This is a genomic window from Bradyrhizobium lablabi, from assembly GCF_001440475.1.
Classification (GTDB): Bacteria; Pseudomonadota; Alphaproteobacteria; order Rhizobiales; family Xanthobacteraceae; genus Bradyrhizobium; species Bradyrhizobium lablabi.
The window spans coordinates 141,680-164,208 of record NZ_LLYB01000053.1 but is presented as its reverse complement, the minus strand read 5'-3'; the positions used below and the strand labels follow the sequence as shown (position 1 = coordinate 164,208).

19 protein-coding genes are annotated in these 22,529 nt (G+C 62.2%); 9 read left to right on the top strand and 10 right to left on the bottom strand.

The annotated features are described in order from the left end of the window. Nucleotides 1-21 precede the first annotated feature (21 nt). From CQ14_RS09620 to CQ14_RS09590, 7 genes are all read right to left on the bottom strand, one after another. Entirely contained in the window at nt 22-633 is a 612-nt protein-coding gene (locus CQ14_RS09620) for a hypothetical protein (RefSeq protein ID WP_057857657.1), read from the bottom strand. Beyond that, entirely contained in the window at nt 630-1,478 is an 849-nt protein-coding gene (locus CQ14_RS09615) for an ABC transporter permease (protein ID WP_057857656.1), read from the bottom strand. The genes CQ14_RS09620 and CQ14_RS09615 overlap by 4 nt, the downstream gene beginning before the upstream one ends. Continuing rightward, nucleotides 1,475-2,230: an ABC transporter ATP-binding protein gene (locus tag CQ14_RS09610; protein WP_430650161.1), complete on the bottom strand. Its 756-nt coding sequence runs from the start codon at nt 2,228-2,230 to the stop codon at nt 1,475-1,477. The genes CQ14_RS09615 and CQ14_RS09610 overlap by 4 nt, the downstream gene beginning before the upstream one ends. 62 nt (nt 2,231-2,292) lie before the next feature. Then, a complete protein-coding gene (locus CQ14_RS09605) occupies nt 2,293-3,264 on the bottom strand; it encodes a YVTN family beta-propeller repeat protein (protein WP_430650158.1) in 972 nt (323 codons plus the stop codon). Between the two features lie 17 nt (nt 3,265-3,281). Further along, nucleotides 3,282-4,463 (bottom strand): ABC transporter substrate-binding protein, encoded by a 1,182-nt coding sequence (locus CQ14_RS09600; protein WP_057857653.1) that lies wholly within the window; start codon nt 4,461-4,463, stop codon nt 3,282-3,284. 111 nt (nt 4,464-4,574) lie between these two features. Next, the gene (fghA, locus tag CQ14_RS09595; RefSeq protein WP_057857652.1) at nt 4,575-5,420 is read right to left on the bottom strand and encodes an S-formylglutathione hydrolase; all 846 of its coding nucleotides are present in this window, start codon (nt 5,418-5,420) and stop codon (nt 4,575-4,577) included. Next, nucleotides 5,417-6,073 (bottom strand): response regulator transcription factor, encoded by a 657-nt coding sequence (locus CQ14_RS09590; protein ID WP_057857651.1) that lies wholly within the window; start codon nt 6,071-6,073, stop codon nt 5,417-5,419. Before CQ14_RS09590 ends, fghA begins: the two co-directional genes overlap by 4 nt. 197 nt (nt 6,074-6,270) lie before the next feature. Between CQ14_RS09590 and CQ14_RS09585 the strand changes: the two genes are divergently transcribed. Next, nucleotides 6,271-7,623: a histidine kinase gene (locus tag CQ14_RS09585; protein ID WP_057857650.1), complete on the top strand. Its 1,353-nt coding sequence runs from the start codon at nt 6,271-6,273 to the stop codon at nt 7,621-7,623. A 162-nt stretch (nt 7,624-7,785) separates the two neighbouring features. Continuing rightward, complete coding sequence (locus tag CQ14_RS09580) at nt 7,786-10,227, top strand: TonB-dependent receptor (RefSeq protein WP_057857649.1); 2,442 nt, start codon at nt 7,786-7,788, stop codon at nt 10,225-10,227. Nucleotides 10,228-10,305: 78 nt separating this feature from the next. Here the strand turns inward: CQ14_RS09580 and CQ14_RS09575 are convergent, their stop codons facing one another. Beyond that, the gene (locus CQ14_RS09575) at nt 10,306-11,274 is read right to left on the bottom strand and encodes a helix-turn-helix domain-containing protein (protein WP_057857648.1); all 969 of its coding nucleotides are present in this window, start codon (nt 11,272-11,274) and stop codon (nt 10,306-10,308) included. Nucleotides 11,275-11,690: 416 nt separating this feature from the next. Between CQ14_RS09575 and xoxF5 the strand changes: the two genes are divergently transcribed. The 6 genes from xoxF5 to CQ14_RS09545 all read left to right on the top strand — a co-directional run bounded on the left by xoxF5 (nt 11,691) and on the right by CQ14_RS09545 (nt 18,679). Further along, nucleotides 11,691-13,496: a lanthanide-dependent methanol dehydrogenase XoxF5 gene (gene xoxF5 / locus CQ14_RS09570; RefSeq protein WP_057857647.1), complete on the top strand. Its 1,806-nt coding sequence runs from the start codon at nt 11,691-11,693 to the stop codon at nt 13,494-13,496. Between the two features lie 108 nt (nt 13,497-13,604). Further along, nucleotides 13,605-14,072, top strand: coding sequence for a c-type cytochrome, methanol metabolism-related (locus tag CQ14_RS09565; protein ID WP_057857646.1), 468 nt, complete (start codon nt 13,605-13,607; stop codon nt 14,070-14,072). Between the two features lie 72 nt (nt 14,073-14,144). Then, the gene (locus CQ14_RS09560; RefSeq protein WP_057857645.1) at nt 14,145-15,251 is read left to right on the top strand and encodes an S-(hydroxymethyl)glutathione dehydrogenase/class III alcohol dehydrogenase; all 1,107 of its coding nucleotides are present in this window, start codon (nt 14,145-14,147) and stop codon (nt 15,249-15,251) included. A 34-nt stretch (nt 15,252-15,285) separates the two neighbouring features. Continuing rightward, nucleotides 15,286-15,855, top strand: coding sequence for an S-(hydroxymethyl)glutathione synthase (gfa, locus tag CQ14_RS09555; protein WP_057857644.1), 570 nt, complete (start codon nt 15,286-15,288; stop codon nt 15,853-15,855). Nucleotides 15,856-16,290: 435 nt separating this feature from the next. Then, nucleotides 16,291-17,478 (top strand): fumarylacetoacetate hydrolase family protein, encoded by a 1,188-nt coding sequence (locus tag CQ14_RS09550; protein ID WP_430650157.1) that lies wholly within the window; start codon nt 16,291-16,293, stop codon nt 17,476-17,478. A gap of 31 nt (nt 17,479-17,509) precedes the next feature. Next, complete coding sequence (locus tag CQ14_RS09545) at nt 17,510-18,679, top strand: Gfo/Idh/MocA family protein (RefSeq protein ID WP_057857643.1); 1,170 nt, start codon at nt 17,510-17,512, stop codon at nt 18,677-18,679. A 199-nt stretch (nt 18,680-18,878) separates the two neighbouring features. On the opposite strand, the gene CQ14_RS09540 is transcribed toward CQ14_RS09545, so the two are convergent. Both CQ14_RS09540 and CQ14_RS09535 read right to left on the bottom strand, forming a co-directional pair. Then, nucleotides 18,879-20,189, bottom strand: coding sequence for an ABC transporter substrate-binding protein (locus CQ14_RS09540; RefSeq protein WP_057857642.1), 1,311 nt, complete (start codon nt 20,187-20,189; stop codon nt 18,879-18,881). Between the two features lie 166 nt (nt 20,190-20,355). Next, nucleotides 20,356-21,327 (bottom strand): LysR family transcriptional regulator, encoded by a 972-nt coding sequence (locus tag CQ14_RS09535; protein WP_057857641.1) that lies wholly within the window; start codon nt 21,325-21,327, stop codon nt 20,356-20,358. Between the two features lie 151 nt (nt 21,328-21,478). Here CQ14_RS09535 and CQ14_RS09530 point away from each other — a divergent pair, with 151 nt between their 5' ends. Further along, the gene (locus CQ14_RS09530; protein ID WP_057857640.1) at nt 21,479-22,516 is read left to right on the top strand and encodes a class 1 fructose-bisphosphatase; all 1,038 of its coding nucleotides are present in this window, start codon (nt 21,479-21,481) and stop codon (nt 22,514-22,516) included. Nucleotides 22,517-22,529: the final 13 nt, after the last annotated feature.

Below are 22,529 nucleotides of genomic sequence, written 5' to 3'. Positions count from 1 at the left end.
ATCATGCTCAAACAAAAACGACTATTCGATCTCCTGCTGAATCGTTCGCCCGAGCGCGAATAGTCGCTGGTCGATCGCCGTCGGCACCTCGCAGACGAATTTGATGACATTCCGCCGGTCTTCGAAAATGCGCGTCTGCCAGACGAGCTGGTTGCCGAGCTCGTCGACCTTGGTCTGATCGGGCGGCGTTTCACCCTGCAGCGCCTGCAGGGCCAGCGTATCGGCGCGGATTTTCTCCGCCGCCTCGCGTTGCTTCCGCGTGACGCGTTCCAGCCCGTTCATCACCTGGGAGCGTTGGGCATTGAGCGCTTCGAACAGGCCGGCAAACAACAATTTCCCACTGGCGGCTTTGTCGGCCGCACCGCTCAGATATTCTGTGATTGCCTTTTGCGCTTCCTCAAGCGGAGTTCGTCTTGCCGCAAGCTTCGCAACCAGCGAGCTGACCTTGGCGTCATTCTTCCATTTACCGGAGGCGTCGTCGAGCGGCGGGCCTGCCCACACCGCGGCCAGCGAAATTTCGGGCACCTTGGCCTGGGTGCACGGCCAGTCCGGATAGCGCGGATCGGCGGCCTGGGCGCGTCCGCTGATGACCGTCATGGCAAGAAATACGGCGATCGCACTCCGGTATCTCATGTCTCGCCTCCGGCCGGCCCGCGGCGTATCAGGCCGCGCGATGGATCGTATGCCAGGATGGCGCCGACCATGAAGACGATCGTGCAGCCCCCGACGACCGCAAGCGCGATCCAGTTGACCTGTCCGTACAGCGCAAAGCGGATCAGCTCCACGGCATGCGTGAACGGATTGAACAAGCAGACATAGTAGAGCATCGGGCTGCTCTCCAGGATGCGCCACAGCGGATAGAGCGCTGATGAGGCGAAGAACATCGGAAAGATGACAAAGTTCATCACGCCTGCAAAGTTCTCCAGCTGCTTGATGCCGGAAGAGATCAGCATGCCGAGCGCGCCGAGCATCAGGCCCGACAGGACCAGCGCCGGCAGCACGGTGAGATAGCCGGCCGGCGGCGGCGCGATGTCCCAGAACCAGGCAATCAGCAGGAAGGCGTAGACCTGAAGCAACGAGACCGCGGTTCCCGCCAGTAGCTTGCAGGACAAGAGAAACCAGCGCGGCAGCGGGCTTACCAGCAACGTCCGCATATTGCCCATCTCGCGGTCGTAGACCATCGAGAGCGAGGACTGCATGCCGTTGAAGAGCTGGATCATCGCCATCAGGCCGGGCGCGATGTAGACCTCATACAGGATGTAGGTCTCATAGGGCGGGATGATGGAGAGGCCGAGCACCTGGCGGAAGCCGGCGGCGAAGATGAACAGCCAGACCAGCGGCCGCACCAGCGCCGAGATGAAGCGTTCGCGCTGATGCAGAAAGCGAAGCGCCTCGCGCCACACGATGCCGTTCAGGCAGGTGAGGTATTCGGCCGCCGAGAAGCCGCTCCGGGTTGGCGTGATGGTTGTCGAGGTCATGACGTCGCGCCTGCGCTCGGTTCGGCGGAGCCGGTCAATCGCATGAACGCCGTGTTGATGTCGCTGCCGCCGGCATCGGCGATCACGCGCGGTGCCTCGCCCTTGGCCAAGACCCGGCCCTGATGCAGGACGACGAGATCATCGCTCGCGCCGATTTCGTCGAACAGATGGGTCGCCCACAGCACGCTGATTCCCTGTTCGGCCACAAGCTCGCGGACGTGGGTGAGAATGTCGGCGCGCGCCTTGACGTCGAGGCCGACGGTTGCCTCGTCGAGCAGCAGCAGGCGTGGACGGTGCAACAGCGCCCGCGCGATTTCCAGTCGCCGCATCTGGCCGCCGGAGAGATCGCGCACCTTGCTGCCGGCGCGGTCGGCAAGGCCGATGCGCGCCAGTACCTCATGGCTGCGCCCGCGGGCATCGCGCCGGCCGATGCCGTGCAGGGCGGCGTGATACAGCAGGTTCTGCGTCACCGAAAGGTCGAGATCGAGGGTACGGGGCTGAAACACCACGCCGAGCAGCCGGAGCGCTTCGCCGGGAGTACGCGCGACGTCATGGCCGAAAATTCCGATACGCCCATGTTGTATTCCGAACAGGCGCGTGATCAGCGAGAACAGCGTGCTCTTGCCGGCGCCGTTCAGGCCGAGCAACGCCGTGAAGCTTGCGGGCGCGACGGAAAAGCCGATGTCGATCAGCGCGCGCCGGGCGCCATAGGCGTGGCTGACGCCATCGATCGACAGTGCCGGCGCCGCCATGACGTCGGGCCGGGAAGGGATGTCCCGTGTATCCTGACCGGAGGAAAATGCGTCAGTGGCCGTCATGGTTGTGCAATCGTGATACCCCAGGGCAGTTCGCCGACCTGGATCGTCTTGATGACCTTTTGCGCGGCGACGTCGATCACCGATACGTCGTTCGAGACGCCATTGGTCGTCATTAGATATTTCTCGTCCGGGGTGAATGCCATGTGCCAGACCCGCTGACCGACCAGCAGATACTTTGTTACCTTGTGGCTGGCGGTATCGACGACGGCGACGCGATTGGCAGGGCCGAGCGCGACGAAAGCGGTTTTGCCGTCCTTGGTCATGGCGATGCCGACCGGCTGGATGGCTTCGCTGCGAAGCCCGGGAATCTCGAATGTAATCTTCTTGGTCACCTCCCGCTTCGCCGGGTCGATCACCGAAATGGTGCCGCCGATCTCGGACGAGACCCACACCTCCGAATTGTCGCGCTTGAACTCCGCGTAGCGCGGGCGGGCATCGACCAAGACGTTGGCGACGATCTGGCGCGTCGCGGTGTCGATGAAATGCGCCATGTTGGTGGTTTCGGACGTATTGATCAGGATCTTGCCGTCCGGGCTGATGGCCATGCCTTCAGGCTCGACGCCGACCTGGATGTCGCCGAGACGGGCGCGCTTCTCGACGTCGATGATGGTCACCGTGTTGTCGTTCTCGTTGGCGACGTAGAGAATCTTTCCCTCGGCATCGAGGGCGAACAGTTCGGGGTCGGGGCCCGAGGGCAGGGTATCGACAACCTCCTGCTTCGCCACGTCGATGACCTGGATGCTGTCGTCGTCACCGACAGCGACGAACACGAACTTGCCGTCCCGCGTGAACTCGATCCCGCGCGGGCGCTGGCCGACCTTGATGGTCTTGATGACGGACCAGTTGTTCGTATCGATCACCGTTACGGTGTTGCTCTTTTCGTTGGAGACATAGGCGATGAAGGCCGATGCGGGGCTCGCCGCCGCGAGCCAGAGGGCCATTCCGGAAATCAGGCAGTGACGCCACATGCGCAATTTCGTCCTCCTCAACGCAATTTGCATTTCGTCTCCGGCCGATCGGCGCCAAGCGTGTCGAGCTCCGACACCTGATGCAGGAATCCTTCCTGCGGGGAGACCGAGACCACCATGCGCCCATCGACCAGCAGGATCGGCTGGCGAAGCTGCAGGTTCCAGTCCCGCAATGTCAACCGCCGGCCCTTGAACGCCGCAACCGAAAAGTCCGGTCCTTTCAGGAAATCCGATACCGCCTTTGGATCGCCGGACCTCGTGCGCGATGTGGCTTCGCCGATCATGCGTGCTGCCGTCCACGCCTGCATGTCCAATGCGGTCATGTGTCGCGAGTTCAACTTTACAAACCGGTTTTGCATCTGGATCGCGCCCCACTGATCCTGTGCGGCGTGCCAGCTGGTCGGAACCAGGCCTGCCGAGCCGGCGACGGGGCGCGGGTCCCAGGTGCGATAGGGCAAATAGGACGCGAACACCTCGCTCTCGTCGGCCGCGACGAGGACGTCATAGGCCGGCGCTTGTTGCGTGAAGGTCGGCATTTGCCGCTGGATCAGGGTGACGCCGCTGTCGGTGCGGCGGGCCCCGCCGGTATCCTCAAACGTTCGTTCCTGAACGATCTTGGCGCCGAACCGCGTCGCCGCGCGGCGCAAGGCGTCGGCATAGAGCTTGTCCTGATCATGCGAGCCGACGACGAGCAGCCAGCGTTTCCACTGCTTCCACACCAGATATTGGGCGAGCGCATCCGCGAGCATCGAGCGCGTCGGCGCGACATGGATGACGTTGGCGCGGCAATCCTGCTCGCGCAACCGGTCGTCGATGGCGCCGGCGTTCAACAGCAGCGCCCCGCGATCGCGAAGCGTGTCAGCCGCTTTTAAGAGATCGTCCGCCGGAAGATCGGCAATGATGAAGCCGGTGCGCTCGGCAAGCGTCGCCGCGGCTTTCGCGACGTCCTCATTGTCCTTGAGCCGGACCTCTTCGAGCGTGAAGCGCTGATTGAGGAACTTGCCCGTGGTGTTGTTGTCTTCGATGGCAAGGCGCGCGCCGGCCACGCCATCGTTCTCGGCCGGCAATTCGACGAGCGACAATTTCGGTTTCACGCCGGCGCGGCCGAGATAGCCGATGCCGATCTCGGTTGCGTCGGCCGCGAGCACGGGGGTAGCCGCGATGCTCAAGCCGATCGCAGCGACCACCCATCGGATCATGGCTTCTCCCTGACAGGCCTTCTCGACTTACTCCGGAAGGCCGTTGGCTTGAACCATGACCGAATTGTCTGGGCTTGCAACTCAATTCTGCCGCGCAGGGACTGCGTCGTTTCAGCCCTTCAGGCGCGCGGCGTGCCAACGCAGATGATCGCCCATGAAGGTGGAAATGAAGTAGTAGCTGTGATCGTAGCCGGGCTGCCGGCGCAAGGTGAGGGGGATCTTGGCCTTCTCGCATGCGCTTTGCAGCAGTTCGGGGCGGAGCTGTTCCATCAAGAACTGATCGGCATCACCGTAGTCGACCAATAGATCTGGCAGCCTGGCGCCGTCCTCGATCAAGGCTACCGCATCGTGCTTGCGCCATGCTTGCCGGTCGCTGCCGAGATAACCGCCGAGCGCCTTGATGCCCCATGGCACCTGCGAGGGAGCGACGATCGGCGCGAATGCGCTGGCCGCGCGATAGCGGCCCGGATGGCGCAACGCGACCGTCAGTGCACCGTGGCCGCCCATGGAGTGACCAAAAATGGATTGCCGATCAGGATCGACGGGAAACTTGTCAGCGACCAGCTTCGGCAGTTCTTCCGTCACGTAGCTCCACATGCGGTAATTGCGGGCGAACGGCTCTTGTGTCGCATCGACATAGAAGCCGGCGCCAAGCCCGAAGTCATAGGCATTGGCGGGATCACCGGGCACGCCTTCGCCGCGCGGGCTGGTGTCGGGTGCAACGAAGATAAGTCCAAGTTCGGCGCAGGCGCTGCGAAATTCGCCTTTTTCCGTGACGTTGGCATGGGTGCAGGTCAGGCCCGAGAGATACCAGACCACCGGCAGCCTGGCGCCGGCGGCGTGCGGAGGGATATAGACCGAGAAGGTCATGTCGGTGCGGGCTTCGCCGCTGGCATGTCGATACACGCCTTGCGTTCCGCCGTATGACGTGTTGAGCGAAACGGTCTGCATGGTCATGATCTTGCTACTCCGGCGCCGTGCGGCACGGTTACGCCGATGCCGCTTTCGATCGCCAGCCGCACCAGTTCGGCGGAAGTTCGCACGCCGAGTTTCTGGCGCATGATCGACGATGTGTTGGCAACGGTCTTGTACGATGAATGAACCAGCCAAGCGATCTCGGAAAGGCTCTTGCCCGCGCTGAGCAGGCGGAGGATTTCCATCTCCCGCGACGTGAGTTTGGAAAGCGGGCTGCGGGCGAATGCAGGTCCGGCAAAGGCGATGCTTCGCGCGATCGCGGACGGCAGATAGACGCCGCCCTTGCCGACTTCACGGATGGCCTCGACCAGATCCTGCGGATCGCCTGTTTTCGCGACATAACCCTTGGCGCCGATGTCGATGGCGCGTGCGGCGAAGACCGGATCGTCGTTCATGCTGAACATGATGATTCGCGCGGAAGCGGCGCGCGCAAGAATGCGCCGCGCCAGTTCGAATCCCGACACGGTCGGCAGGTTGATATCGATCACGCAGATGTCGGGCCGCTCGGCGATGAACACGCGTTCGCCGCTCTCCGCGTCGGCAGCCTCCAGCAGCACGACCTCCGGATCGTCGGCAAACACGGTGCGGCAGCCCGAAGCCACGATGGGATGATCATCGACGATCAGTACACGCATTACATCGATCCCATTACATCGATCACAAAGTTGCTTCCATCGTATTGCTGCATCGCGTCAAGCTGCATGTCGCCGGCGCGAGGCCGATCATGCAACGCCGACGCGATTGCTGTACGCTTCAATCTGATCGTCGGTTTTTCGACTGTCAACGGTCCTCTCGTCGGGGAACTGATTGCGACGCGATTGGGGCAAACGTCATGTGGCAGAAATTATCGTTGCGTTCCCGGATCAATTTGCTGCTGGCGCTGGGGCTCACGTTAGGTTTAGCCATCAACATCGCGCGGCTGGTGGTAGAGGCGGCGCCCCGTGTTCGCGCCGAAGATCAGAGCGTCATCCGGCTGGCGCGCGAGTTCGTCGAGACGATCGTGCCAAGCCTGAACGAGGCGCCGGACCCGGATGCGCGGCTGAACCAGATCGTCTCCGACCTCAGCCGGCTCCGTCATGTCAGCATCACACGGCAGGGCGATGTTGCCACCGCCGACCACGCCGGCAATGGCGATGGGGAACGGTCGCCACCGGCGTGGTTCATCGCGCTCGTTCATCCGGAAACCACCACCGTGAGCGTACCGATCACGATCCACGGCAAGCCGCAATCGCTGCTGATCACCTCGCATCCGAACGACGAGGTGGCCGAGATCTGGGATGGAATCGTGACCCAGCTCGCGGTCAGTTCTGCGCTGGCCATCGCGCTCTTTCTGGTTACGATGATGGTGGTCGGCCGCGCGCTGGCGCCGCTGCAGGCGCTTTCGCAGACCATGGCGAACATCGAGGCCGGACAGTACGCTTCGCGTGTCGAGCCGGGCGGCGCGCCCGAACTGGCGGTAATCTGTGCCAAGCTGAACCACCTTGCGGGCGCCCTCGGCGAGGCCGTCGAGGACAAACGCCGGCTCGCCGAACGCACGGTCTCGCTGCAGGATATGGAGCGCAAGGAGATTGCGCGCGAATTGCATGATGAGTTCGGGCCGTATCTCTTTACGCTCCGCGCCCACGCCGGCGCGCTGACGCGGCTGTCCGAGGATGGGCGTGCACCGAGCGCCGATGCGTTGCGCAAGCATGCCACCGCCATCATGGAGCAGATCAATGCGCTTCAGCAATTCAACCGCAGGATTTTGGAGAAGCTGCGGCCGGTCGGGCTTGCGGAGCTTGGACTATCCGAGGCGCTCGGCGTACTGCTGCGATTGTGGCGTGAGTCCCGTCCCGATGTTGCCATTGAGGCGAACATTGCATGCGCGCCGGGTGAGGGCGGTGAAGTCGCGGATCTGACGATCTACCGCACCGTCCAGGAAGCCCTGACGAACGCTTTCCGCCACGCCGACGCGACGTCCGTCAGCGTCACGGTCGAACAGGCCGAAGGCATCCATGGAAGTCGCGGCTGCGCCGTGGTGCGGGTCAGCGACAACGGCCGCGGCCTGGCGCCGGATCACAAGTCCGGCTTCGGCCTGGTTGGCATGCGCGAGAGAATTCTGGCGTTGGGCGGGACGCTGAATATCGTCTCCGATAATGGGGGCGTCACGGTCGAGGCGGTCGTTCCCCATGGGTCGAATCCTTGATCGATCGCGAGCTGCTGTCCGGGAATTTGTCCCGGTCCCCGTCGGGAGGAATGCAAGGTGAGGAACCAGACCTTTTGCGGCTAGCGCGCATCCTTGCCTTCTCACTAGTATCATCCGCATCGAACCGGCAGGGGACAGGCCGGTGTGGGGTGGGGTGGGAATATGGGTGCACGCGTACGGGTGGTCGGGACGATCTCGATCTGTCTGGTTCCCGGGCTGGACTGTGCTCAGGCCCAAACCGCACCCGCAGCTAGTGAGGTTTTGCCGGCGATCGAGGTTGTTGCCCCGCCGACATCAGCCAGGCCGGCGGCCAGACCGGCCCGCGGCAGTACCGCGTCTCAGCCCGTCCGAAATGTGCGCAGGGTCTTTGTCTACCCAACTGCGCCGACGCCGACGGCCCGGTCGGGAGTGGACGTCGACAAGGTGCCCGCAGCGGTCAATGCCGTTGGCGCCGCGCAGATCGCGCGCACGGACTCGCTGAACATCGCGGACGCGCTGCAGCAACAGGTGCCGGGTGTCATCATTAGCGATACGACCGGCAACCCGTTTATGCCAGACATCCAGTTTCGCGGCTTTGTTGCATCCCCGGTCGCCGGTACCCCTCAGGGGCTTGCGGTGTATCAGAACGGAATGCGCATCAACGAAGCGTTCGGCGACACCGTCCATTGGGACTTGATCCCAACCGCCGCAATCAGGTCGGTCACCGTTGTAACCAATAATCCCGCGTTCGGACTCAATGCGCTCGGCGGGGCCGTGAATGTGACGATGAAGGACGGCTTCAACTACAAGGGTGCCGAAATCAACACCATGGGCGGCTCGTTCGGACGTATCCAGAGTTCGGCTCAATATGGCAAGCAGGTCGACAATTTTTCCGTCTATGGCGCGCTCGAAGGCGTGCGGGACAACGGCTATCGCAATTTTTCGGAATCCGCGATCCGGCGCTTCTATGGCGATGTTGGCTACCGCACCGACAGCAGCGAATTTCATCTCAACGTCGGCGTCGCCAAGAACAATTTCGGCGCCTCGGCGGCCGTTCCGGTTGAACTGCTGCAGAAAGACTGGGGCGCGACCTACACGACACCGCAGACCACTGATAACCGCGTGGCCTACGCCAACCTCACCGGGAAGGTCGAGGTGACGCCAACCTGGACGATCGAGGGCTCGGCGCGCGTCCGAGCGTTCCGGCAGAAGACGGTCGATGGCAACCCGACCGAGACGAAGCCATGTATTGGCGATCCGACGCTGCTTTGCTTCAACGAAGAAGACACCGTGCCGGGAGCGCCAGCGAACGGGCTCAATGGAGTCCAGCTTGCAAATACGTTCCCAACCGACGCCGTGCTGGGGCAGATCGACCGGACGACCACCCGTTCGACGACGACCGGTGTGACCCTGCAGGCCACCAATACCGACCAGTTGTTCGGACACAACAACCAGTTCATGGTCGGCACCAGTTTCGACTCCGGCGTCACCCGCTTCGGTGCCAGCGCGGAACTCGGCACGATCAGTCCAAACTACGTCGTCAGCGGTAGCGGCATCTTCCTCGGGCCATCCGGCACACCGATTTCGATCGGTCCGGTCTCGCTTCGCGCCACCAACCGCTACACCGGGCTCTATGCGCTCGACACGTTCGACGTGACGGACCGGTTTTCAATCTCCGGCGGCGGCCGGTTCAATTATGCCAGCATCAACCTTCAGGATCTGATCGGCACCGACCTCAACGGCAGTCATACGTTCAGCCGCTTCAACCCGATGATCGGCGGCACTTACAAGGTTACGCCTGAGCTGACTGCCTATGCCGGCTATTCCGAGGCCAATCGCGCGCCAACCCCGCTGGAGCTCGCCTGCGCCGACCCTGCGCGCCCCTGTATCGTCGCGGCATTCCTGATCGCGGATCCGCCCTTAAAGCAGGTCGTGTCCCGCACCGTCGAAGCCGGCTTCCGCGGCACCAAGGAGCTGACCATCGGAACGCTCGGATGGAAGGTCGGGGGGTTCCGCGCGACCAATGCCGATGACATCCTGGCAATTCCCAGCGAGCTGCAGGGCTTCGGCTATTTCCAGAATGTCGGCAGGACGCGACGCCAGGGCATCGAAGCCCAGGTCAATCTGACGTCAAAGACGCTGCAGCTCTATGCCAGCTACGCCCTGGTCGACGCGCGCTTCCTCGACCCCCTGACGCTCGACTCCCACAGTCCGTTCGCCGATGCCGACGGCAAGATTCACGTCGTTCCGGGCAACCGAATTCCGGCGATACCGCGCAACCGGGTCAAGCTTGGCGTCGACTATTCGATCACCGACGCCCTCAAGGTCGGCGGCGATGCGTTGTTCGTCGGCAGCCAGTATTTTGTCGGCGATGAATCCAACCAGGCTGCGCGGCTTCCCGGCTATTCGGTTTTCAACCTGCACGCCTCGTATCAGATCAACAAAACCTTCCAGCTCTACGGCCGCGTCGACAATATCTTCGACAATCGCTACGCGACTTACGGGACGTTCTTCGATACAGGTGCTGTGCCAAATTTCGCCACTGGCGCGGATTTCACCGACCCTCGCACGATTAGCCCGGCGCGGCCGCGCGCCTTCTATGCAGGGCTGAAAGCGACCTTCTGATCGGTGTCGCAGCGACAGCAACTACCGCCGCCGGGACAGGCGAGGGGTCCGGGGATTTCAGCGCCTAACGATTCCTCTTCAGGAAGCGTCCGGGACCGGGGCGATATGCGGAGCCTTGTGGATGGCGGACGGAACGAAGCCGAAATGCTTCCGGAACACGCGGCTGAAATGCGACGAGCTGGAAAAGCCCCACGAAAACGCGACGTCCGTGATCGTCTTTCCGTGCTGGGTCTCCAGTTCCTGCCGGCAGTGCAGCAGCCGCGCCCGCCAGATGTAATCGCTGACGGTCATGCCCTTGTCGCTGAACAGCATGTGCAGATAGCGCTTGGTGCAGCCCAGTGCCGCCGAGATCTGGTCGATGCAAAGCTCCGGGTCGCGCAAATGTTCGCGGATGAAAGCCTGGGCGCGGATGTACATTGCTTCGGGACCGACGCGATCGAACATCGTGTCGGCCTCGCGCAGCGGCAACAGCAGCAAGTCGATCAGCGAATCGGCGACGCCGATCGCGTTGTAGGGCGATAGCCTGTTCGCTTCGTCAAACGCGGTGTGCACGAAGTCGTAGGCGATGCGGCCGGTGCCGTTACGCGCGGAAAGCTTGCACGGCAACATCTTCGACGTGCGGAAGCCGCGTTCGTGAAGCAGTTCCTTCGGCACGATCACGACCTCATGCCGGGTCAGCGAGGGGCTGACGATCGTGTGCGGGCAGGAGACGTCATAGGCGAGGCAATCGCCGGGCATGATGTCCATGCGCCGGCCGGCCTGTTCGAAATGCGAGATGCCGTAGGTCTGGAACAGGATCTTGACGTAGGGATGTTCGCTCAGCTTGGTGCCGGAGACCGTGTGCGCGATACGATGCTGGCTTGCCTCGATCTGGCACAGCTTCAACTGCGAGACGGTGGTGTAATTAATCCGGCCCTCAAGCGAGGAACCCTCCAGCGGATCAACATCGAACTGACCGCAGAGATCCGTCAGCGCATCTGACCAAGTTTGGATCTGCCTTTTCGGCGCTAACCCGGAAGTGCTGAGTGAACGAACTGTTTCAGACATGGCCCAGCCACCGATTTGAGAACAGGCCGCAACCTCGGCCAAGGCCTTGGCAACACGGTCGTAACATTTGGACCCAATTTAGGCAGTCGTTCAGGAAGGTGCGCAGATTCTTCCATATATCCCTTTGACAATCCTCCAACTTAGTTTTGGCGGCGTCAAGGAAAACATCGGCGCGGAGTGGCGCTGGCGGTCGTGGGAACACGCCCACGCAAATGATGCTTCGCAGCATTTTCGACAGAGCCGAAACATCGCGTCGGCCTGAATTAAAAAGTTTTTTGAGTTTTCGCTATTGAGCAAACGCGCTTCGCTCTTGGGCAAGTTTCCTATTTCAGGACGGGATACGAATAGGGACCAAGATGGAAGAAGTGGGCCGTTTCGGCGGAAACCCAAGAACTCGTATCTGGGAGGAATCGACTATGCGCAAGGTGCTATCCGCGACTTGTCTTGGCGCCATGGCGGCATTCGCCGTCGGCGGCGCCTATGCCAATGAAGACCTGATCAAGATGTCGCAGAACCCAAAGGACTGGGTGCAGCCGGCCGGCGACTACGCCAATACACGCTACTCGAAATTGAACCAGATCACCGCAGCCAATGTCGGCAAGCTCCAGGTCGCCTGGACTTTCTCGACCGGCGTGCTGCGCGGCCACGAAGGCGGCCCGCTGATCATCGGCAACATCATGTACGTCCATACGCCGTTCCCCAACAAGGTCTATGCTCTTGACCTTTCGCAGGAGAACAAGATCGTCTGGAAGTATGAGCCGAAGCAGGATCCGAACGTCATTCCGGTGATGTGCTGCGACACCGTCAATCGCGGCGTGGCTTATGGCGACGGCAAGATCTTCCTGCACCAGGCCGACACCACGCTGGTCGCGCTTGATGCCAAGACCGGCCAGGTGGTGTGGAGCACCAAGAACGGCGATCCCGGCAAGGGCGCCACGGGCACCTCCGCGCCGCTCGTCGTCAAGGACAAGGTCCTGATCGGCATTTCCGGCGGTGAGTTTGGCGTGCAATGTCACGTCACGGCTTACGACCTCAAGAGCGGCAAGCAGGTCTGGCGCGCGTTCTCCGAAGGGCCGGACGATCAGATCCTGTTCGACCCCGAGAAGACCACTGAGCACGGCAAGCCGGTCGGCAAGGACTCGAGCGTCAAGACCTGGCAGGGCGACCAGTGGAAGATTGGTGGCGGCTGCACATGGGGCTGGATGTCCTATGACCCGAGTCTGAACCTCGTCTATTACGGTTCGGGCAACCCCTCGACCTGGAATCCGAAGCAGCGTCCGGGCGACAACAAGTGGTCGATGACCGTCTTCGCGCGCAATCCCGACGACGGAAAAGCCAAGTGGGTCTATCAGATGACGCCCCATGACGAATGGGACTATGACGGCGTCAACGAAATGATCCTGAGCGATCAGCAGGTGAACGGCCAGGAGCGCAAGCTGCTCACTCACTTCGACCGCAACGGTTTGGCCTACACGATGGACCGTGCAACCGGCGAACTGCTGGTCGCCGAGAAGTACGATCCGAAGGTGAACTGGACCACCGGCGTCGACATGAACAAGAGCTCGCCGACCTACGGCCGTCCGAAGGTTGTCGATCAATACTCGACGGAAAAGGGTGGCGAAGACAAGAACACCAAGGGTATCTGCCCGGCCGCGCTCGGCACCAAGGACGAGCAGCCGGCAGCCTATTCGCCGGACACGCAGCTGTTCTACGTGCCGACGAACCACGTCTGCATGGACTACGAGCCGTTCAAGGTGAGCTACACCGCCGGTCAGCCCTATGTCGGTGCGACGCTGTCGATGTATCCGCCCCAGGGCGAGAGCCATATGGGCAACTTCATCGCCTGGGACGGCAAGACCGGCAAGATCGTCTGGTCGAACAAGGAGCAGTTCTCGGTGTGGTCGGGAGCGCTCGCAACAGCCGGCGGCGTTGTCTTCTACGGAACGCTCGAAGGCTATCTGAAGGCAGTCGATGCCAAGACCGGCAAGGAACTGTACAAGTTCAAGACCCCGTCCGGCATCATCGGCAACGTCACGACCTATGAGCAGGGTGGCAGGCAGTATGTGGCCGTGCTGTCCGGCGTCGGTGGCTGGGCGGGTATCGGCCTTGCCGCAGGTCTGACCGATCCGACTGCGGGCCTCGGTGCGGTCGGTGGCTACGCTGCGCTGAGCAACTACACCGCACTCGGCGGCACGCTCACAGTGTTCGCGCTGCCGCAGTAAAGCAGAACCACTTCCTCCGGCGCGTGGCTCGCTCCACGCGCCGGCTGGTCTGCATCTGATATCGAGGATGAGCTCTTGCGTAAAATCTGGTTGATTGCGGCCACTGTCATGTTCGTGGCGCCGGGAACGACTGCCTTCGCTGCGGACGATGCCACCGCGGTCAAGTCCGAGGACGGCAAGTACTACGACAAGGATGGAAACCCGACCTACAAAGTCGGAGCCGACGGCACGGTCGATTGGTACACCTACTCAGGATACCGTCGCTATCATTCCGAATGCCACGTCTGCCATGGCCCCGACGGAATGGGATCGACCTACGCGCCGGCATTACAGGATTCGTTGAAGACGATGAACTACGGCGACTTCGTCGGGGTCGTTGCCAGCGGCCGCAAGAACGGCAACTCCGTCATGCCGGCGCTCGGCGATAATCCGAATGTCGCCTGCTACATGGACGACCTTTATGTGTATCTGCGTGCCCGCGCCCATGACGCCGTCGGGCGCGTCCGGCCCGCCAAGAAGGAAGACAAGCCTGACGCGTACACCGAGACAGAAAAGTCCTGCATGGGGGGCAAATGATCATGCCGAACATGCGAGGCATATGTCCTGATGCTCCGTGCAGCGACTTGAAGAACCAATGTGGAGTTTAGAATGAAGACCCGCGCTGCTGTCGCATTCGAAGCCAAGAAGCCGCTTGAAATCGTCGAGGTCGATCTCGAAGGCCCGAAGGCCGGTGAGGTTCTCGTCGAGATAAAGGCGACTGGAATCTGTCACACCGATGCCTACACGCTCGATGGATTCGACAGCGAAGGAATCTTTCCTTCGATACTCGGCCATGAGGGCGCGGGCATTGTCCGCGAAGTCGGCGCGGGCGTGACGTCGGTCAAGGCCGGTGATCACGTGATTCCGCTCTACACGCCGGAATGCCGCCAGTGCAAAAGCTGCCTGAGCGGCAAGACCAATCTTTGCACCGCCATCCGCGCCACCCAGGGCAAGGGGCTGATGCCGGACGGCACCTCGCGCTTCAGCCATAAGGGCAAGCCGATCTTCCATTACATGGGCTGCTCGACGTTCTCGAACTTTACCGTGCTGCCGGAAATCGCGGTGGCAAAGATCCGCGAGGACGCACCCTTCGACAAGAGCTGTTACATCGGTTGCGGGGTGACGACGGGCGTTGGCGCCGTGGTGAATACCGCCAAGGTGACGCCGGGCGCCAACGTCGTTGTTTTCGGTCTCGGCGGCATCGGGCTCAACGTCATCCAGGGCGCGAAGATGGTGGGAGCCGACAAGATCGTCGGTGTCGACATCAACGATGCCAAGGAGGATTGGGGCCGCCGCTTCGGCATGACACACTTCGTCAATCCGACCAAGGTGAGTGACATCGTCCAGCATCTGGTCGGGCTCACCGATGGCGGCGCCGACTACACTTTCGACTGCACCGGCAATACCACCGTGATGCGGCAGGCGCTCGAAGCATGCCATCGCGGCTGGGGCGTCTCCGTCGTGATCGGCGTTGCGGAGTCGGGCAAGGAAATCGCTACCCGGCCGTTCCAGCTCGTGACCGGCCGCGTCTGGAAAGGAACGGCCTTCGGCGGCGCGCGTGGCCGCACCGACGTGCCGAAGATTGTCGACTGGTACATGAACGGAAAGATCGAGATCGATCCGATGATCACCCATGTGCTCAAGCTCGAGGAGATCAACCAGGGATTCGATCTCATGCACCAGGGCAAGTCGATCCGTTCGGTTGTCGTGTTCTGAACAAAGGAACTTCAAACACAAGGAGGATAGGCCCATGACTGTTCATATCCACCCATCGGTTGACAGCGGCGTAAAACAGGGGACCGGCAGTTTTGCCGGCGGCACCCTGGTCTGCAAGTGTTCGGACAGGCCGGTCAAGGTCGCCATCAAGGGCGACGTTGCCCATAACCATGCCTGCGGCTGCACGAAATGCTGGAAGCCCGAAGGCGCGATCTTCTCGGTCGTCGCCGTCGTTCCGCGCGACAATGTGAAAGTGACCGAGAACGGCGACAAGCTCAAGATCGTCGACCCGGCGGCGGTGATCCAGCGCTATGCCTGCACGGGCTGCGGCACGCATATGTACGGCCGGATCGAGAATACGGGGCATCCGTTCTACGGTCTCGACTTCATTCATCCCGAGCTGTTCCAGGAGACCGGGTCGGCGGCGCCGGGTTTTGCGGCGTTCGTGTCGTCCGTTCTGGAGTCCGGCGTGCAACCGGGCGAGATGGCTGGAATCAGGGGGCGGCTGAAGGAACTCGGACTGGAGCCCTATGACTGCCTGTCGCCACCGTTGATGGATGCGATCGCGAGCCATGTGGCCAAGTCGAAGGCCAAGGCGGCCTAGACAAGACTTGCGGCGCACAGCCCGATCTTGCGCGGTACCCGAACTTGCGCTGATGGCGATCGCCATCAGCGCAACCGGGCTGCGAGAGCGCTACGACGTTGTGCCATTCCGTCGTTGAGGCCGGTAGGTGAAGACCTGCCAGCCCGCGGGTTGTGCCGGGTTCAAGGTACGGCGCGACCTGCGCCGTACCGAATTCCATGACATCGAAGGCCCATCGAAGCCATTGTGCAATCGCCTTCCACGGCCGGTTGCCGCGCGTGCAGTCGGCTGCGCTTGACCAATCGTCTGATTTTGTATGCTGCGGTGCGATGAGCCTTGTCGTGACGGCCGCGGCGCTGAAGGCAGACCTTCCCCGAAGGTGTTGACCCGTCGAGCAGTTCCCTTTTTATGGGCGATGCGGCCCTGACCGGACGCCCCTTCGCGAGGATTCCCATGATGCCGATCGCCACCGACGCTGCCTTCATCCTGCCTGACGACTTCACCAGCACCGCGCTGATGGGACGGATCTGGCGTCCCGACCTTGGCGGGCCGTCGGTGGTCGCGATTCGTGAGGACGGCGTGTTCGACATTACCGACGAATTCCCCACCGCCAGCCAGCTTGCCGGCGCTGCCGATCCGGCCGGGGCGCTGCGCGCGGCGCGTGGCGAGCGGCTCGGCGCGCTGCAGGATCTCCTGAACAATACGCCACCTGATACCCGCGACCCGACCAGGCCGTGGCTGCTGGCGCCGATCGACCTGCAGGTGATCAAGGCCGCGGGCGTCACCTTTGCCGTCTCGATGCTGGAGCGGGTGATCGAGGAGCGGGCGCGCGGTAATCCGGATTCGGCAGAGGCGATCCGTGCCGAGGTGACGCGGATCGTCGGCACCGACCTGTCGCAATTGAAGCCGGGCTCGGCCGAAGCGCAGCATGTCAAGGATGTGCTGGTTTCGCAGAATGCCTGGAGCCAGTATCTCGAAGTCGGCATCGGGCCGGATGCCGAGGTGTTCACCAAGGCGCCCGTGATGTCGGCGGTCGGCACCTGCGTGGATGCGGGCCTGCATCCGAAATCGACCTGGAATAATCCGGAGCCGGAGGTCGTGCTGGTGGTGGCAGGCGACGGCCGCATCGTCGGCGCTACGCTCGGCAACGATGTCAATCTGCGCGACTTCGAGGGGCGCTCGGCGCTGCTGTTATCCAAGGCCAAGGACAACAACGCATCCTGCGCCATCGGCCCGTTCGTGCGGTTCTTCGATACGGACTTCACGCTCGATGACGTCAGGAAAATGGAGATCTCGCTGGAGGTGAAGGGGCCGGAAGGCTTTGTCCTGCACGGCGCATCTTCGCTGACGCAGATCAGCCGGGATCCGGCCGACATCGTCGGACAGACGATCAACGAGAACCATCAATATCCCGATGGCTTCGTGTTGTTCCTCGGCACGATGTTTGCGCCGATCCAGGACCGTTTTGCGAAGGGGCAGGGGTTCACCCATGTGGTCGGGGATCTCGTGACGGTTGCGACGCCAAAGCTCGGCCGGCTGACCAACCGGATGCGCCACAGTGGCGACTGCGAGCGATGGCAGTTCGGCCTGACCGATCTCTTCGCCGCATTGATGCGTCGCAAGGCTGGCCGAACCAGCAACTAACCTCGAGCCGTAACCCGGAGACATTCCGTAAATGGCGAAAATCAGAATTGGCCTGGCCGGCTGCGGCTTCGTGTCCGAGCTGCACATGCATGCCTACCGCCGCGTCTACGGCGTGAACGTCGAAGTTCGGGCCGTCGCGGCGAGAGGCGATCATGTCGTCGAGTTTGCCCGCCGTCACCAGATTCCGACGGTCTATCGCAGCTTTCGCGACCTGATCGCCGATGCTGATCTCGACGTCATCGACATCTGCACGCCGCCCAATCTGCATACGTCGATGATCGTGGACGCAATGCAGGCCGGCAAGCACGTCATCTGCGAAAAACCGTTCGCCGGCTATTTCGGCCGGGATGGCGACAAGGCGCCGATCGGAAAGCACGTGTCGAAGGCATTGATGTATGAGCGCGTGCTGGAGGAAATGGAGAAGACCCGCGTGGCGATCACCAACACCGGCAGGCTCTTCATGTATGCCGAGGACTGGATCTACGCGCCGGCGGTGACCAAGACCGTGGAGATCCTGAAGGCCACCAAAGACAAGATCCTGTTCATGAAGGGGGAGGAGAGCCACTCCGGCTCGCATGCCGCGCACGCCACGCAATGGGCAATGACCGGCGGCGGCTCGCTGATCCGGATGGGATGCCATCCGCTGTCGGCGGTGCTCTATCTCAAGCAGGTGGAGGCGAAGGCGCGCGGCGAGACCATCGGCGTTGCCAGCGTGACGTGTGACGTCGGCAATGTCACGGCATGCCTGCGCCCGGACGAACGTTCCGTGCTCAAGGCCAATCCCGTCGATGTCGAGGACTGGGGCGTGCTCACGGCCACCTTCTCCGACGGCACCAAGGCCACGGTGTTTTCCGGCGACATGATACTCGGTGGCGTCCGCAACCTGATCGAAACCTACACCAGCGGCGGCTCGCTGTTCGCCAACATCACGCCGAACACGCACATGATGAGCTATCAGACCAGCGAGGAGAAGCTGGCGAACGTCTACATTACTGAGAAGGTCGACCGGAAGACCGGCTGGCAATACATCTGTCTCGAAGAGGAATGGACGCGCGGCTATACGCAGGAAATCCAGGACTTCATGGAATGCGTCGCCACCGGCCGGCAGCCGCTGTCGGATCTGGCCTTGGCCTTCGAGACGATCAAGGTCAATTACGCCGGCTATTGGTCGGCGGAAGAGGGGCGACGCGTGACGTTGTGAGACGTTGGTGAAATGATCCGATCGTGTGCCATGCGGGCCACATGGTTCGAGACGCCGCGGAGCCTGTCATCGGGCTGCGCCATGCGCGGACCCGTTGGCGGCTCCTCACTATGAGGGTCTATCACCTCGTGTAATGCGAGACCTCATCCTGAGGAGCGGCGTTAGCCGCGTCTCGAAGGATGAAGCCCGATTGCAGGTGCTACGCCGAATACACCGACGATTTCGGCAGCGGGAATACCGGGTCCTGCGTCCTGATGCTGGTTGGCCAGACCACCGAAATATGCTCGCCGGCATTTTGCATCACGACCGGGGTCGAACGCTCGTTCTGACCCGAGAGCGGCGTGCCGGGCCGATAGAATTTCACGCCGTAGCCCTGGATCGTACCGCCCACCGGGATATCGACGTCGAGCGCCGCCTTGCGAATCGCTTCGGGATCGAAGCCGCCGTATTTCTCCTTGGCGACGGGCAGCACGTTGTTGAGAAGGACCCAGGTCTGGTTGAAGCCCATCGAACAGTGCGGCGGAACGTCAGTGGCGCTGGTCTTTTCCTTGTATCGCGCCACCATGATCTTGGTGAGATCGCCGATGCCGGGCGCCAGCTTCGCAGGATCGAGCAGTTGCGCGGGCACCGGATCGATATTGCAGAAATTGTCGATGTCGGCACCGAACGTCGCGCGCAATTTGTCGAGTTGGCTGTAGCCCGCGCCGGCGCCGAACAGCATCTTGAACCTGAGGCCGTTCTCGCGCGCCTGGCGCAGGAACAGGGTGATATCGGGGTTGTAGCCCGCGTGCGAGATCACATCGGCCCGCGCGCGCTTGATCTTGGTCACCAGCACCGAAAGGTCGGGCGCGGAGGCGGAATAGCCTTCCTTGAGCACGACCTGCAGGCCGGCTTCCTTCGCATAGGCTTCGTCGGCGGCAGCAACGCCGACCCCATAAGGACCATCCTCGTGGATCAACGCGACCTTGACGTCCTTGGGCTCCATGCCGAGTTTGGCCTTGGCATGCTCCGCGATGAAGCTCGCGAAGGCCTGGCCATACTGGTCGGAATGAATTTGCGCGCGGAAGACATATTGCAGGTTCTTGTCCTTGAACACGGCGGTCGACACCGCAGTCGTGATCCAGAGGATCTTTTTCTGCTGCTCGACCTTGGCCGCCAGCGGCACCGCGTGCGAACTCGCATAGACGCCGTTGATGATGTCGATCTTCTCCTGGTCGATCAGGCGATTGGCCTCATTGATCGCGACATCGGGCTTGCTCTGGGAGTCGGCAGCAATAGGGGCGACCTTGTACTTGCCGCCGATACCGCCCTTTTCGTTGACGAGGTCGATCGCAATCTGCGCGCCGATCGAGGAGGCGACCGAGCCGCCTGCGGCAAAGGGACCGGTCAGGTCGTAGATCAGGCCGATGCGTACCGTTTCGGCTTGCGCCTGCGCGCGGGTCCAATCGAAGGTGAATGCAGCGGCGGCGGCCGCAGAAGTCTTCAGCAGTGTTCTGCGTGAAGTCGGCATCGTTTCCTCCCTTTTTATCTGTCGTCGGGACTGCTTGCCCGCGCTTTTTGGCCAAGTATTTGGAGAAGAGGGCAGGATGTCAACCTGTCGGCGATTGACCCGGTGGCGCGCCGGGATGGCGGCGCTCAGACTTTCGTCTCATCGTTCGGAATGCATCGCACCATCGTCACCGTCGCTTGCCGCGCGCCGACGTCCGGGTGAGCCTGATCCGGCCCTGGGTTCGCGGCAGGAATTGCGCGCCGCGGGCGCTGAGGAATTCCAGCATCGCGCGCGCCGGGGGCAGCAAGATCTTGTCCTTGCGAGACAGGGCGAACCATTGCCGGACAATGGGCAGGCCGACCACATCCAGCGTGACCAGCCGCCGCTCGTCGAGTTCGGTGGCGACCGTATGCGCGGAAATAAACGCAATGCCGAGCCCGGCGATCACCGCCTGCTTGATCGTCTCATTGCTACTCATCGCCATGCCGATGTTCGGACGAATTCCCGCCGTCTCGAACAATTGCTCCATCAGGCCGCGTGTGCCCGAGCCGGGCTCGCGCGTCAGGAACGTCTCATTGGCGAGTTCGCTCAACGCGATGCGGGACTTTCGCGCGAGGCGGTGGCTGGTCGGCGCGATGATGACATGCGGATGATCGCCGATCGGATGGACATCCATATCGATGTCGGCTGGCGGGCGGCCCATGATCGCGAAATCGAGATCGTAACCGCGTAGCGCCATGCCGATCTCCTGGCGGTTTCCGATCGAGAGCGTGACATCGATGTTCGGATGCCGTTTCGAGAATCCGGAGATCATGAACGGCACGAAATATTTCGCGGTGCTGACGGCACCGATCGAGATACGTCCCGCCGTTTTGCCTGCGATCATCTCCAGCGAAGTTTCGCAATCCGCAATCGCCGCATCGATGCGCTCGGCGAGCGTCAGCACCTCGCGTCCGGCGTCGGTCAGCAGCATGCCGTCATTGGTGCGCTGGATCAGCGGCACGCCTGCAATCTCCTGCAGATTGCGAATCTGCAGCGTCACGGCCGGCTGCGTCAGATGCAGCCGCTTGGCGGCCGCCGTGACCGATCGATCGCCGTGAACGGCTGCCAGCGCGCGCAACTGGCGAATGGTCAATTCCCGCCGAAACCTGTTTGCCATGGGCCTGTCCAACATAAGAAAAACTTTGGCAAAGCCAAAGATAAGAAAATTTCACTAATTTTGCAAACTGGGTTGTTGTTATGCGCGGACTGCGGATGGGCACGACGCTTTGCAATCGCCCCGAAAAGCGGGCGCCAAACGGGGAACGGCCATGAGCGCACGCGTGACCTTGTGCTCGCATCTTGATCAGACGGGGTCGGAGACGCTGGCCGGGCCGGCAGTGTCCACCGTGATTGAAGCGATCGCCGCTGCGGCGATCGGCCTTGCGGATCTCATTGCCGACGGACCGTTGGCCGGCATCACCGGCAGAACCGATGGCGTCAATCCCGACGGCGACTTTCAGAGGGATATCGATCTTGCCGCCGATGCGATGATGCGCGCCGCGTTGCGCAAGTCGCCAGTCGCCGCCGTCCTGTCAGAAGAATCCGAACTGCCGGAAGTGTTCGATGCCCAAGCGTCGCTCTGCGTCGCGATCGATCCGCTCGACGGATCGGCCAACCTCGAAAACAATATCTCGGTTGGAACCATCTTTTCGATCCGCTCGCGCGGCAACGACATCGTCTCCACCTTCTTCGAGCCTGGCACGGCGCAGTGTGCGGCAGGCTTCGTGGTCTACGGCCCGCAAACGACGCTGGTGCTGGCGTTCGACGAGCGCGTCGATATCTTCATCCTGGACCGGCGTGCGAGGGAATTCCTGCTCGTTGCGCGCCGCGTCAGGATCGCGCCCGACACGCCCGAATTCGCCATCAACGCCTCGAACCGGCGGCACTGGCACGGACCGGTGCGCACCTATATCGACGAGTGCCTGGCCGGCACCAATGGCGGCTCTGCGGCCGATTTCAACATGCGCTGGATCGGTTCGCTGGTCGCGGAGTCGCTTCGCATTCTGGTTCGGGGCGGGGTGTTTCTGTACCCGGCGGATGCGCGGCCGGGCTATCGCGAGGGACGTCTTCGCCTGCTTTACGAGGCGCATCCGATGGCGCTGGTGATGGAGTGGGCGGGCGGCGCCGCGACCACCGGCCGCCGGCGGATCCTCGAATTGTCGGCGAAAACGCCGCACCAGCGGGTGCCGCTGATCATGGGATCGATGCGCGGCGTTCGCGACATCACCGCCATTCACGAAGGCACGCAGCCAATGTTTGACAACAGCGACGCGCCGCTATTCGCGCGGCGCGGCCTGTTTCGTTGACCGGGAAGAAAAG

Bases quoted from the DNA above. Each gene is read 5' to 3' on its own strand.
- CQ14_RS09620 (WP_057857657.1), bottom strand. From the start codon at position 633: ATGAGATACCGGAGTGCGATCGCCGTATTTCTTGCCATGACGGTCATC.
- CQ14_RS09615 (WP_057857656.1), bottom strand. From the start codon at position 1,478: ATGACCTCGACAACCATCACGCCAACCCGGAGCGGCTTCTCGGCGGCC.
- CQ14_RS09610 (WP_430650161.1), bottom strand. From the start codon at position 2,230: ATGGCGGCGCCGGCACTGTCGATCGATGGCGTCAGCCACGCCTATGGC.
- CQ14_RS09605 (WP_430650158.1), bottom strand. From the start codon at position 3,264: ATGTGGCGTCACTGCCTGATTTCCGGAATGGCCCTCTGGCTCGCGGCG.
- CQ14_RS09600 (WP_057857653.1), bottom strand. From the start codon at position 4,463: ATGATCCGATGGGTGGTCGCTGCGATCGGCTTGAGCATCGCGGCTACC.
- fghA (WP_057857652.1), bottom strand. From the start codon at position 5,420: ATGACCATGCAGACCGTTTCGCTCAACACGTCATACGGCGGAACGCAA.
- CQ14_RS09590 (WP_057857651.1), bottom strand. From the start codon at position 6,073: ATGCGTGTACTGATCGTCGATGATCATCCCATCGTGGCTTCGGGCTGC.
- CQ14_RS09585 (WP_057857650.1), top strand. From the start codon at position 6,271: ATGTGGCAGAAATTATCGTTGCGTTCCCGGATCAATTTGCTGCTGGCG.
- CQ14_RS09580 (WP_057857649.1), top strand. From the start codon at position 7,786: ATGGGTGCACGCGTACGGGTGGTCGGGACGATCTCGATCTGTCTGGTT.
- CQ14_RS09575 (WP_057857648.1), bottom strand. From the start codon at position 11,274: ATGTCTGAAACAGTTCGTTCACTCAGCACTTCCGGGTTAGCGCCGAAA.
- xoxF5 (WP_057857647.1), top strand. From the start codon at position 11,691: ATGCGCAAGGTGCTATCCGCGACTTGTCTTGGCGCCATGGCGGCATTC.
- CQ14_RS09565 (WP_057857646.1), top strand. From the start codon at position 13,605: ATGTTCGTGGCGCCGGGAACGACTGCCTTCGCTGCGGACGATGCCACC.
- CQ14_RS09560 (WP_057857645.1), top strand. From the start codon at position 14,145: ATGAAGACCCGCGCTGCTGTCGCATTCGAAGCCAAGAAGCCGCTTGAA.
- gfa (WP_057857644.1), top strand. From the start codon at position 15,286: ATGACTGTTCATATCCACCCATCGGTTGACAGCGGCGTAAAACAGGGG.
- CQ14_RS09550 (WP_430650157.1), top strand. From the start codon at position 16,291: ATGCCGATCGCCACCGACGCTGCCTTCATCCTGCCTGACGACTTCACC.
- CQ14_RS09545 (WP_057857643.1), top strand. From the start codon at position 17,510: ATGGCGAAAATCAGAATTGGCCTGGCCGGCTGCGGCTTCGTGTCCGAG.
- CQ14_RS09540 (WP_057857642.1), bottom strand. From the start codon at position 20,189: ATGCCGACTTCACGCAGAACACTGCTGAAGACTTCTGCGGCCGCCGCC.
- CQ14_RS09535 (WP_057857641.1), bottom strand. From the start codon at position 21,327: ATGGCAAACAGGTTTCGGCGGGAATTGACCATTCGCCAGTTGCGCGCG.
- CQ14_RS09530 (WP_057857640.1), top strand. From the start codon at position 21,479: ATGAGCGCACGCGTGACCTTGTGCTCGCATCTTGATCAGACGGGGTCG.